The sequence below is a fragment of the Chitinophaga japonensis genome (assembly GCF_007830125.1).
In the GTDB taxonomy this organism is placed as follows: domain Bacteria; phylum Bacteroidota; class Bacteroidia; order Chitinophagales; family Chitinophagaceae; genus Chitinophaga; species Chitinophaga japonensis.
Window position 1 is genome coordinate 703,154 of the sequence record NZ_VLLG01000004.1, and the last position, 12,345, is coordinate 715,498.

Genomic DNA, 12,345 nt, shown 5'->3' on the forward strand with positions numbered 1-12,345 from the left:
GCTCATGATTTAAAAAGATTGCGCAACCATCTTTTAAACCGTCTTCTTGGCAATTGATCCTTTTTAAAATTCCGCCATTTTTCCGTTAACCCAAAATCCCTGTCCAGGAAAAAATAATCGGCGGCTTTCTCAGGTGTAAAGTATTGGGGATGCGCAAGTGGCTTTTCAAGATTTCCTGCAGGCAGGTTAGCATGATCATCCGGCACGTTGTAGGTATGCGTGGCATCCGGTCTGAATCCCAGGTTGCTGATAAGATTTACATTGGGCGTGATACATAGCCCGTTCTGGAAAAAGGTAATAAGGTTGAACTGATAATCCCAGGAATCAATTTCTCCTGCTTTCAGGCGTTTGAAAATATCTATCCAGCCTTCCACCAGGAAATCGTCGGTAAAAATATTCTTCAGGCGCCTGCCCGCCTCTGCCAGTTGATAACCAGACAGGTTTACGTCATATAATGCCCATGCCCGCCTCCAACTGGCCCATCCCCAGATATGGCTATACTGTGAGAAGTAGTAGCTGGCCTGTCCCCATTTACGATCAAATTGCAGGTTGGTACCGGTTATATTCATCATGCGCGTATCGTAGCGGTACCGTTCCAGCATGGCGTCGCAGAAATAGAAAAAATCATTCACCGGCAAACAATCGTCCTCAAGGATAATTCCTTCTTCCTCCTGTCTGAAGAACCAGGTAATTGCTTCTGACACAGCTATCCTGCATCCCCTGTTTTCCTCGGGGAAAAGTTTGTGTACCGTACAATCCCAGTCTACCTGGTCGTATATGCTTCTTGTTTCCCGGCATAATGCTATATCCTTTTCCACTCCGGGGCGAGGCCCATCTGCCGCTATGTACAGTCTTCCGGGCCTGGCTTCCCTGACCCGCTCAAACACGCGTAAAGCGGTGTCCGGCCTGTTAAATGCAAGCAGCAGAACGGGTGACTGTACTGTGTAATGGGCCATATTCGCAGCTTTTATAGCGGATGGTCGATTAGTTTGATATGCTCCTGCCAGAAGGCAGAAAATTTAGTCCATGCATGGCAGCCCAGGGGTAGCCGGTTCCGGTTCAGCCTATACAACCGTTCAGGGTTCACCTCAAAGCTAAACGCTGCCGCCACTTCGGGTGGCGCCACTTTAAAGACCGGAAAGAGCGCCGGAACCACCTGTGTCAGGATCATATCCTCATTAAAATAACCGTTGGTAAAATATCCCCGGAGGTGGTCGTTAAAGGCCACCTGCCGCCAGCCGTTCTTTATGATCTTTTCCAGGAAAGGCATAGCTGCCAGGAGCAGCTTGTATCGTTTCCAGCGAACCTTGTATTTCCTTAACCGTTCCAGCACCCATATGCACGATTGAACACGCCGTATAGAGAACCCGGAATTAAGCGCTTCCAGGAAGGGGGCGTCTGGCCCGGCGGCCATATATCCTTCAAAAACGGGCGCACCGATAAAATCATATGCAAATCCATTGTGCCCCGCTATGTCAGCGCTGAATATATAGGCGTCCAGTTCATACGTCATCAGGAACTCATAAGCTTTGAACAGGGCATAGAACTGCTCATCCACCTTCATCCTGTTATAGCTTTGCATAGAAGCAAGCCAGCATGGCGGCACAGGCTTTAAAATAAGCCCGGGATGAATGGCTGTATACGGAGCAGGGCACAAGCCTTCCGGATAAACAAGGAAACAATCATAGCTTTTCAGATGGCGGTAACAGGCCCACAGCGAGGTGCTTTCTTCTGCGGATAAGGTAGGTTTGTAAACGGGTATAACCACACATAATTTATGAACAGCCGACATAAAGCCCGATGAGGTTATTCAATTCAGATCAATAAAAATAAAGTAAAAATGTATAAAAGCGAAAATCCGGTCGTGATAAAATTTTAATACAGGAATCGATTTTCTTTATTAAATTTACCGCTTCATAGAAGTTACTGTTAACTCAATTTTAGTATTAGTAATAAAACCCTGATTAGTTTAACCCAAGTAAAACCGAACACACATGATCAAAAATCCCCTCATGAAAATCGCGTGGATTACAGGCCTCGTGATCTTTTCTATGTTTTCCTGTAAAAAGGAGTCGACTCCGCAAGAAGAGCCAGTCGAACCTGTTCCCACGTCCGTAGCAGCCCAGATAAAGGAAATGGGCTTTGATACATCATCAATTGTACCCTATGGCGAGGGGTATCTTGTAGAGCATGATATATTTATTGCCAAAGCGGACCTGGAGAAGAATTTTGATAAAAGCCCCGTCCTGAATGTTGCAAAAACCGAACAGTACCGGACTACCAACCTGGTAACGGGGTTTCCACGTACTATCACTATCGCAGCTTCCAACATGACCGCTAATATTGTACAGGCCCTGGATGAAGCCATTATGCGCTATAACAACCTGCGGCTGGACCTGACTTTTACCCGCGTGAGCGGCACAGCAGATATTACGCTCAGGGGCTTTTATGAGGTAAGCGGCCTGCTTGGCTATTCAGGAAGCTCACGTACAGATGTGGCCTCAGGGTTTCCATCCTCCACCGGAAATCCTGCCGCATTTATAAACCTGAACACCTACCATTTTACGTCAACAGCAAATGTTGCATGGACGGCATCTGTTATTCAGCATGAGCTGGGCCATGCCATTGGTTTCAGGCATACCGATTATATGGATAGATCCTATAGCTGCGGAGGTGACTATGCGAATGAAGGTCCCAGCGTGGTGGGCGCTATCCATATACCTGGCACACCAACAGGTGCAGAGGCACAGTCATTCATGTTAGCATGTTCTTCCACCGGACAAAGCAGGTCTTTTCTCCCCAATGATGTATTGGCCCTGGCTTACCTATATAACACCAGCCATGTACCAAGGGCACAACCGATTTATGAATTCTTTAGCGGGTCCAGGCAGGACAGAGCGTTAACCACAAATGCGAATTACCAGCTTTTTTATTCAGGCTGGACATATATTGGTTTCAGCTTCCGGGCTTTTATACACCCGGCGTCAGGAACTACTCCCATATATGAATATGTAAATAACAGTGTTGGAGATCATACTTTTTCTTCTAATCCCAATGATCCTAATATTCTGTCATTCCCGGGCTGGCAGCGGGTAGGAGCAGGACCCGCATTTTATGTTTATTCTTCCAATACTTCGGGAACGATACCCATTTACCGGTACTACAACGTCTCTGAATCATCTACACTCTTCACATCCAACCCACGCATTCATCTGGATTATGCCGGCTGGACACAGGAAGGTATAGCATGGTATGGCCTGCCGGCCCAGTAGGCGCTGTTTAACCGGTTGTCCGCTAAATTTTCTTTCCCGTCCTGGCTTTAAATATTTGGGGGGCTTTGCCCCCCTTTCTTATTTTGGCCCCGCTGTCCGTTCCGTCCGCCGAGATCCAATCACACACCACTGATCAGGCTGCCAAACTTTTCCTGATGCATTTTGTTATATAGTAAAAATCTGTCCGAGCATGAGTGATACCCCGAAGGTGTCTGTCATAATCGCAACCTATAACCCGGGAGCGCACCTGCCGGCCTGTCTCGACTCCATCCGGCAACTGCAAATAGCATCACTCGAGGTGATAGTCATCGACGGTGGCAGCACTGACGGCACACTGGCTTTTTTACAACAACTGCAATGGCCCAACCTCAGGTGGATCAGTGAAGGCGACAAAGGTATCTATGATGCGCTCAATAAAGGAGCCCGCATGGCCCGCGGAAAATGGGTGCACTTTTTAGGTGCGGACGACCGGCTGTTACCCGGCTTCGAAAAGATGGTCAATCGCCTGAAGGACGCATCCACTATTTACTATGCCAACAGCCAGCCATGGTATTATGGCGGCGGGAAGCCTGACTACATCCTGCTCGGTGGGAGGTTCAACTGCTACCGCATTGCCAAGTACTGTGTTAATCATCAGGCTATACTATACCCGGCCGCCGTTTTCCGGGATCATGCATATAACCTGCGTTACAAGGTATTTGCCGATTACGCCCTGAACATACAGCTATGGGGTGACGCAAGGTTCAGAAAGCAGTACCTCCCGCTGGATATCGTCCTTTATAACATGAACGGATATTCCTCCAGGACCAGGGACCTGGCCTTCAAGGCAGAGAAACCGGCGCTTGTCAAAAAATACCTGGGCTGGTGGGTGTATGCCCGGTTCTCGTACAAACGGCTAAAGAAGAGGCTGGCGGGAGAGCCGGACTGGTAAACATTCCCATTCTCAGGAGCCGCTCATGAAGCACGCTTATCAAATGGCCATTGAAAACGAATACCCAGGAAATACCGGTAGTTCATGAGCGCCCGGCACCTGACCAGGAAGCGGTCCGCCAGGTCAAACCGCGAGAGGAAAGCGTGGTACACCATACCATTGTACGTGGTACCCAATCCAAATCTTTTATGTTCGGGGTGATAGAGGTCCCATTTTTCCTCTTCCACCTGCGTGGGCCACCAGAACCGCACCTGGCCGCCCTCCCGGCGAATGGTCTCCGTGAGGTTTTGCGCCGCGTCCATATCCTCCGTCATGGTCATATCAGGGTAGTTGAGCCGGGCCAGGTAATCGGTGGAGATGGCCAGGAAGAAAGGTCCTACATACAGGTTCTTCCCGTCGCGCAGGTGGTTAGCTGTCTGTGCCGCGCCCACAATGGTATCGGGTTGCTGCAGATCCTCCATCAGGGCGCTGAACCACTTCCTGCTTACCGGCACGCAGTCAATGTCAAAGAAGATGAGGTAGCGCGTGTCTTTCACATTGCGGCATATGTGATTCAGAAAATCGCCGTGACTAAAATTTTCATCCTTCACATGATACACATGAAAGCCGAATTTCCTGAACACCTTCCGCTGGTAACGTGGCACCTTCCTGTTTACCTTACTGTTATAAAACGAGAATATCTTAAAAACAGCAGCCTGCTTTTTTCGCCGGTTCAATAACATGGCCATTTAACGGGTTTTATTCTTAAATATACTGATTTACTGTCAGTTATGAAAAGCAAAAAGCTGGTCAATGCGGGAGCATCCGCATCAACCAGCTTTTTCTTTTTACTTCCGGTACGGTTACAGCACTATATTGCTCACCGCCTTCTCCAACGCCGTATCCTTTACATTGGGCAGCCCCACGCCTTCCACACGCAGCACCGTTACATCCGTAATGCCGATAAAGCCCAGGATACCCTTCAGGTAAGGCACTATAAAATCATACGACTGCATTATGCCTTCGGAATAGATGCCGCCGCTGGCAATAACGATGTAGGCTTTCTTGTTCTTAACCAGTCCTTCCGGCCCCTGCTCGCTGTAGGAAAAGGTAACGCCCCTGCGCGCAATATGGTCCAGCCAGGCCTTCAGGGTAGACGGGATGTTGAAATTGTACATGGGTGCGCCGATCACCAGGATGTCCGCATCCATTATTTCGGCAATGGCTTCATCAGAATGCCGGATAGCGGCTTTGCTTTCCGGGGTAAGATGCTCCTCCGGCGTAAAGAAAGCCGCGATCTGCGCCTCCTCCAGGTGGGGAAACGCCTTTTTGGTCAGGTCCTTTACCTGTACGGTGCTGCCGGGGTAAGCAGCCTGCAGCTTTTCGATCAACGCGTCTGCCAGCTTAATGCTGTAGGACTCCCCTCCCCTGGGACTGGATATCACATTCAGTATCTTCTTCATGGTTTATGTGTTTATCTTTTTGTTGGCGCAAAGTTCTCTAACTTTGCCATGCAGATCACCCTGCTATCCTGCAGGATACCGGTATCCTGCGGGATAGCAGCTAAATTGCGGAATATGACAAACGAGCAAACACGTCTATCCAAAGAGAACTGCCTGAAGCGCATTGCCGCCGTCAGGGACGCCCTTTATGCGGTGAGCGGCAAATGGAAACTACCTATCGTGGTGGCATTGTCTGAGGGACCATTACGTTTTAAGGAGCTGCAGCGCGCGCTGGAGGATGTGACTCCCAGGGTGCTGTCCAAAGAGCTGAAGGAATTGGAACTGAATGGATTTATAGAACGCAGGGAGTACGATACATCGCCGGCCACCGTCACCTATGCTTTAACGCCCTACAGCGACACGCTGAAGCAGGTTACCAAATCGCTGGGGGACTGGGGCCTGCAGCACCGGGAATATCTGATGGAAAAAAGCCGGGAGCTCAGCCCAGCACAAAGCGATAGCCTACACCCTTGATGGTCAGTATCTGCAGGTTCTCATCTTCTTTCAGGCGTACCCGCAGGCGCGTAATATATACATCGAGGTTGCGGCTGTTGAAAAAGGAGTCATGGCCCCAGAGCAGGTCCAGTATGTTCTTACGGTCAATGATGCCATCGCGGTGCTCGTACAGCAGCCGGAGCAGCTCGCTTTCCCGGTACGAAAGCTTTTGTTCCTCCCGGTCATTGGCCAGTACCTGCTTCTTTGTATAAAACCGGAACTTACCGATCCTGACATGGTCCAGCGGCGGGCCGGCGGGCCGTTGCGTTGTTCTGCGCAGCACATTGTCAATACGCACGATCAGCTCCTCCATGCTGAACGGCTTGCGGATATAGTCATTGCCTCCCAGGGTGAACCCTTTTACCAGGTCGGCCGTCTGGGTTTTGGCGGTCAGGAATAAAATGGGCACCTCCCGGTCAAGAGCGCGTATCTCCTCTGCGATCTCGAAGCCGTCCTTATTCGGCAACATCACGTCCAGCACGCAAACGGCCGGCTGCGTCTCTTTGAAGAGCTGCAGCGCCCGGGCGCCGTCACTCTCCATGATCACGTTAAAGCCCCTGCGCTGCAGGCTTTCCTTTACGATCTTTCCCAGTGATAGCTCGTCTTCTACATAGAGGACTGTAATGCTCATTCTTGCTATATTTTATTAAACCTTTACGTTCCGGCAGCCGCTGCTGCGGCAAAGGCCGGGGTTTCCGCAAAGGGCAGCTTTACGGAAAAAGTGCTGCCCTTACCCGGCTCGCTCTCCACTTCGATCCGGCCCATATGGCGCTGCACAATATGCGACACATAACTGAGGCCCAGGCCATAGCCTTTGATGTTATGCCGGTTGCCGCTGGGCACCCGGAAAAATTTCTCGAACACACGCTGCGCGTATTCTTTGGCAATGCCTATACCGTTATCGGTTACACGCAATTCCAGGTATTGCTTGTGATCAATGATATGGATCAGGATATCCGGGTCCTTATTGCTGTATTTGAGGGCGTTGTCCAGCAGGTTATACAGCACGCTGGTCATATGCAGCTTGTCGGCTGTAACCATAAAATTGCTGCCGGTTGCTTTCAGCGTAGTGGTGGCATGTTGCTTTTCAAACTGCAGCTTCATGGATACCATTACGCTCCTGGCCAGGGCCCGCAGGTCAAAACGCTCCTTGTTCAGGGCGATCTCCCGGTTCTCGAACATGGACAGCTTCAGCACCTTGTCTACCAGCAGCCCCAGCCGCTGCATCTCGTTGGCGGAGATATCCAGGTACTCATTGGTGCGCTGCGGGTCTTCCAGCGCATCAAAGCTCCGCAGGGCTTCAATGGCTACCGTAACCGTGGCGATAGGCGTTTTCAGCTCATGCGTCATGTTGCTGATAAAATCGTTCTTGAGCTGCGCCAGCTTCCGCTGCTGCCGGAGGTTCCTGTACAACGAAAGAAAGGATACAACAGTTACACCCAGCAGCAGCACCGATACCATGATCGGCTGGCTGATGCGCCGCAACAGGTACCAGGTATTGTTCTCAAACCGCACCTGGTAGCTGACCGGCCTGGTAAACCCGACGGTTACCATGTAGTCCTCCAGGTTGTCGGGGAACGCGCCGGGGAAGGGCGGCTGACCTGCCCGGGCGCTGGTATCCAGCGGCGTAGCCAGTATGCTGAAAGGCACGTTGATACCCTCCCGCAACAGCGCCTGCCGGTAGCGGCCGGAGAGCTCCTTTACCGTGATGGTATCCCGCAGGGAATCCACCCCTGCCAGAAAATTGAACACCCTTTCCTCGCGCGCGCGCCGGCGGGTTACCTGGAACCCCACATTGAAGGAGTCCCTGCCAGGCCTGCGGGCATCATCAAAAGCCACTACCATGGCGCGCGCCGGCCGCATAGCGGGAGCAGAGTCCTGCAGCCTTTCCTGCAGCACATTGGAGATGCTGATCAGCCCCTCCCGTTCATGCACGCGTATATTGATGTTGGAATCCATTTTCAGCTTGGCGGCTTCCAGGCGGAACACCGTTTCCCGGAACAGCATGCCGGCGCGCACGCTGAACAGTCTTTTTTCCTCCCGGTAGTTCTTGCGCAGCCAGTATGCCTGGAACAGGGTAATGACCAGGATGGTGAACATGATCAGGAAAACAGTGACCCGTATGGAAAGTTTATATCGCACCAGGCTGAAGGTTTGGTTTGTAAGGGCAATACTAGCGCAAATCTGGCATTTCCCGGCCGCTGCGGCACAGGTATTAACCTAAATTAACATTAAATCAAGCCACGTTAACCTGCCTTCCGGGGCGAAGGAAATAGCTTTATCTCCCTAAAACACATCACATGAAGAAGATCATCTTTACGTTTGGCATGGGCCTGGTACTGTTTACCGCCAGCGCCCAGCAAAAGCAAGGCAGGGTATTATATGAGCGCACGGTACAGATGCGGATGCACATGATGGGCGGCGGCGCGGAACAACCAATGCTGCCCCGCTCCCGCACGGACCAGTTGGAAGTGCTGTTCGGCAACAACCGCTCCCTGCGCCGCGCCGTAGCGGATGAAAGGCCGGAAGCATTTGCCGGGGAAGAGCGCGGCGGCATGCGCGTGAATATCATGGTGGCCGGCGCGAATGACATTACCTACCTGGACTTTTCAGCAGGGCGCATGACAGAGCAGCGCGAGCTGGGCACGAAAAACTATATTGTTACAGACAGCATTCAAAAGCTGCAATGGAAACTGACCGGGGAAACCATGACCATTCTCAACTACCCCTGCCAGCAGGCGGTGGCCCGGCGCATCGGCAAACGTAATGAAACCACCATGGAGAACGGTGAACTGAAAACCCGGGAGATAGCAGACACCTCGCAGATCGTTGCCTGGTTTACCCCTGCCATACCGGTACCCGCAGGCCCCGAATACCAGGGACAACTGCCGGGCATGATACTGGGCATGGATATCAGCGACAGCCGGGTTGTGTACCGGGCGGTGGAAATAACGGAAGCAGTGGACCTGTCGGATATCAAGGCGCCCTCCAAAGGAAAGAAAATAACGGCAGCCGAATTTGCAGAAGAACGGGAAAAGCTGATGAAGGAAATGCAGCGCAAAGGCGGAAGGGGTAATACCATCCGGATTGGAGGATAAAGGAAAAAGGGGCTTTTCGCCCCTTTTTTATCGCATGATCCTTATCCCGCCTCCCTTTTCCTCCCCACCTGCCGGCAGTCCCGTTTTGCTCAGGCTGTAGGTAAAGCTCAACTGGAAGAAACGCTGCAGGTTGTTCACCCGGCTATCCTCTACATAATTCTGGTTGCTGGTACGGCTGATGCCCAGGTTCCTGTCCAGGATATCAAATACGCTGAGCTTCAGCTCTCCCCTGTTAAAGCGCAGGAACTGGCGGCTGCAGGAGGCCGTCCATAAAGGAACTGCGGCATCAAAGCCTTCCGCCCGCTGGTTATTGACGGTGTAGGAAAAGCTGGTGCTGAAATAAAAGTTAGCGGGCAACTGCCAATTGATATCCGCATCATACTGCTGGGAAAAATAGCGGGTATTATAGGCGGCCTGCAGGGAATAGGTGCTGCTGTTATAATTCAGGCCCGCGCCCAGCGAGAGGTCCAGCTTGTCCGAAGGGCTGAGGTCAAAGCGTACGGCAGGGCCCAGGGTAAAAGTGCGGATGGTATTGGCCACCGTATTGATGAACTGTTTGGTTTTACTGTACCCCATATTGCTGCTGAAGTTCACTGAGCCGTTCAGGGGGCGCAGCGGCAGGCCCCAATGGATATTGCCGGTAATGCTGTAGATGCCGTCCACGTTTACCGGGCGGGTACGTTTCACACCCAGGCTGTCTACGATATCATAGTCCACGATCTTGTTCTGCGTTTGACGGAGATTGAAAAAGGCGAACAGGTGCTTGTTGCGGAAAGGGTCCACGGCAACATAGCTCAACTGCACCGCATGTGTGAGCTCCGGCTGCAGGTCCGGGTTGCCTTCCCGGATATTGAGCGGATCGCTGATATCGGGCACCGGCTGCAACTGCGCTATTTCCGGCTGGGTGGTAATAGCGGCGTAGTTGATGTTGAGATGGCGGTACCGGGAAAAATCATATTTGAAGCGGAAGGTTGGCAGCAGGTTGGTGAAGGTTTCGCGGATCACGGAGTCCTGCGTGCCGGCAATCACCTTGCCTTCCAGGGCGGCCTGCTGCCAGTTCAGCCCCGCCGCGAGGCTGAGCTTTTTATACTGGGAGCGCAGGCGCAGCCCGGCATTGGTATACGCATAGGTATTCTCGAAATTATTGGTCAACTGCTCGTTCAACTGGTCAAACTTGCCGTTCTGCCAGTTATAGTCGTACGTGATCTTGTCGGAGCTGCTGCTGGTATTGCTGCGGCTCACGCTGAATTCCAGCAGGGAATGTTTGAATAACGGCTCCGTATATACGGCGCGGGCATTGTAGCTGTTAAGACTGCCGGAGGTGGAGTTCCGCTGGTGGATGGAATCATATTCCGGCAGGGAAGCGCCCCGGTTGTAAAAATGATTGACAGACAAGAGGCTGCCTTCACTTTCGGTGCTATTGAAGCTGGTTTGCAGGCTCAGCGAGAGGGTGCGGCCTTGTCGCGGGAACTTCTTGCGGAACAGCAGATCGTTCCGGAAATTGCGGCCGCTGCCGGAGGACTGGTTATCGCTGAAGCCTTCATTGGCCGGCTGCAGATCGCCGGAAAGCGTCTGGTAGTTCCTGTACTCGTTCTTACGCGTTTCCTGGTAGCCGGCGGAAGAAGTGATCTTAATGGAGTGAAAGGAGTCCAGTTGAATATCCGCGGTAAGATTCAGGCGGTGGCCGTCATTGATATTATCGCTGGTGGACTGCTGTTTATAGAAATAGGATGAATCGGGCAGAAAATATTCCCGTTGGATGGTGCTTTCCAGGTAAGGATTATAGTGATTGTAAAAGTAGCTGCCGCTGAAATCGGTCTTTTTACCGATGATGTTATTGTAGTTAACGCCACCGGCCCAAACGGTCCTGATCCCGTTGCTGCTGTTGTTGCCCAGCAGGGCCGCCATGGGATCGTTCGCATTCATGGCAAAGCTGGCGTTGCCGCCCCCGCCCTGCCGCATGCGGTTCATCTCCCCGCTGAAGCTCATCAGGTCCATAAAGGAAAAGCCTTCGGCATTGGTATTATTGGCCAGGCCGATGGCGGAAAACTGCCGGGCGCCTTTGAAGGAATTGAGGTTAAAACGTCCCTCATAGCGGTCATCCGTACCGGCGCCGGCCATGGCCTTTCCGAACATGCCTTTCTTCTTGTCTTCCTTGAGCTTGAGGTTGATGGTCTTTTCGCTGTTGCCATCGTCAAAGCCGGTCAGTTGGGCGGCATCGCTCAGGCGTTCGTATACCTGCACCTTGTCTATGGCGTCTGCTGGCAGGTTCTTGGTGGCCACTTTGGGATCTGTACCGAAAAATTCCTTGCCATCCACCAGCACGCGTTTTACCTCCTGTCCCTGCGCTTTTACAGTGCCATCTTTCTCCACCTGCACGCCGGGCAGCTTTTTCAGCAGTTGCTCCACGCTGGCATTGGGCGGGGTCCTGAACGAGCCGGCATTGTACTGGACGGTATCGCCCAGCAGCGTGACGGGCGGCGCTTCGCCGGTCACGACTACTTCGCCCAGGGTCCGGCTCAGGTCATACAACAGGATCCTGTCCAGGTTGACATGCGGCTGCGCTGCGCTGATGGTAACGGACCGGCTGCTGCCATGATAGTTGATATGGGTGACCAGCAGCCGGTATTCGCCATAGGGAATGCCGGTGATCTCGAAATCGCCCCGGTCGCCGGTCATGACAAAACTGACCAGGGAGGAGTCTTTTTTCTGCAGAAGCGTGACGGTAGCCGATGCTACGGGCTTACCGGCAACGGTGTCTGTAACGGTGCCTTTAACGGAGCCGTTCCTCTGCGCATGGGCGGCCAGGGTAAACAGGCAGGCCAGCAGTAGTAAGTAGTTCTTTTGCATAGCGGATCTTTACTTCGTAATGGCTACAAAGTACTTCCGCTGCCTGCAAAAGCAGGTTAACGTGCCTTGCTTTAATGTTAAGCAAGGTTAATGATTATGCTAAATCGGTAAATTCATAACGCAATCGGTTACAATATTAAAAAAAAGAAAAAATATTGTAACCGGTTGCTGTTGTAAGGTGCATGCTTTTCACCTGTTCATCTACACAATTTACCCGT

Annotated in this window: 11 protein-coding genes; 4 read left to right on the top strand and 7 right to left on the bottom strand. The window is 52.0% G+C overall.

Annotated elements, in window-relative coordinates:
* Window positions 1–2: 2 nt before the first annotated feature.
* Together LX66_RS20005 and LX66_RS20010 are read right to left on the bottom strand one after the other, a co-directional pair.
* Entirely contained in the window at window positions 3–956 is a 954-nt protein-coding gene (locus LX66_RS20005) for a nucleotide-diphospho-sugar transferase (protein ID WP_145716849.1), read from the bottom strand.
* An 11-nt stretch (window positions 957–967) separates the two neighbouring features.
* Window positions 968–1,792 (bottom strand): DUF5672 family protein, encoded by an 825-nt coding sequence (locus tag LX66_RS20010; protein WP_262713217.1) that lies wholly within the window; start codon window positions 1,790–1,792, stop codon window positions 968–970.
* 202 nt (window positions 1,793–1,994) lie between these two features.
* On the opposite strand from LX66_RS20010, the gene LX66_RS20015 reads away from it, so the two are divergent.
* Complete coding sequence (locus LX66_RS20015) at window positions 1,995–3,272, top strand: M57 family metalloprotease (protein WP_145716853.1); 1,278 nt, start codon at window positions 1,995–1,997, stop codon at window positions 3,270–3,272.
* A gap of 190 nt (window positions 3,273–3,462) precedes the next feature.
* A complete protein-coding gene (locus LX66_RS20020; RefSeq protein ID WP_145716855.1) occupies window positions 3,463–4,203 on the top strand; it encodes a glycosyltransferase in 741 nt (246 codons plus the stop codon).
* A 23-nt stretch (window positions 4,204–4,226) separates the two neighbouring features.
* On the opposite strand, the gene LX66_RS20025 is transcribed toward LX66_RS20020, so the two are convergent.
* Window positions 4,227–4,931, bottom strand: a complete 705-nt coding sequence (locus tag LX66_RS20025) for a hypothetical protein (protein WP_145716857.1) — start codon at window positions 4,929–4,931, stop codon at window positions 4,227–4,229.
* A gap of 114 nt (window positions 4,932–5,045) precedes the next feature.
* A complete protein-coding gene (locus LX66_RS20030; protein WP_145716858.1) occupies window positions 5,046–5,645 on the bottom strand; it encodes an FMN-dependent NADH-azoreductase in 600 nt (199 codons plus the stop codon).
* Between the two features lie 114 nt (window positions 5,646–5,759).
* On the opposite strand from LX66_RS20030, the gene LX66_RS20035 reads away from it, so the two are divergent.
* The gene (locus LX66_RS20035; RefSeq protein WP_145716860.1) at window positions 5,760–6,158 is read left to right on the top strand and encodes a winged helix-turn-helix transcriptional regulator; all 399 of its coding nucleotides are present in this window, start codon (window positions 5,760–5,762) and stop codon (window positions 6,156–6,158) included.
* On the opposite strand, the gene LX66_RS20040 is transcribed toward LX66_RS20035, so the two are convergent.
* Both LX66_RS20040 and LX66_RS20045 read right to left on the bottom strand, forming a co-directional pair.
* Window positions 6,124–6,810: a response regulator transcription factor gene (locus LX66_RS20040; RefSeq protein ID WP_145716862.1), complete on the bottom strand. Its 687-nt coding sequence runs from the start codon at window positions 6,808–6,810 to the stop codon at window positions 6,124–6,126. The two genes, LX66_RS20035 and LX66_RS20040, sit on opposite strands and share 35 nt — an antisense overlap.
* 23 nt (window positions 6,811–6,833) lie before the next feature.
* The gene (locus LX66_RS20045) at window positions 6,834–8,321 is read right to left on the bottom strand and encodes a sensor histidine kinase (protein WP_145716864.1); all 1,488 of its coding nucleotides are present in this window, start codon (window positions 8,319–8,321) and stop codon (window positions 6,834–6,836) included.
* A 158-nt stretch (window positions 8,322–8,479) separates the two neighbouring features.
* On the opposite strand from LX66_RS20045, the gene LX66_RS20050 reads away from it, so the two are divergent.
* Entirely contained in the window at window positions 8,480–9,277 is a 798-nt protein-coding gene (locus LX66_RS20050) for a GLPGLI family protein (RefSeq protein ID WP_145716866.1), read from the top strand.
* Between the two features lie 27 nt (window positions 9,278–9,304).
* On the opposite strand, the gene LX66_RS20055 is transcribed toward LX66_RS20050, so the two are convergent.
* Entirely contained in the window at window positions 9,305–12,127 is a 2,823-nt protein-coding gene (locus LX66_RS20055; RefSeq protein WP_145716868.1) for an outer membrane beta-barrel family protein, read from the bottom strand.
* Window positions 12,128–12,345: the final 218 nt, after the last annotated feature.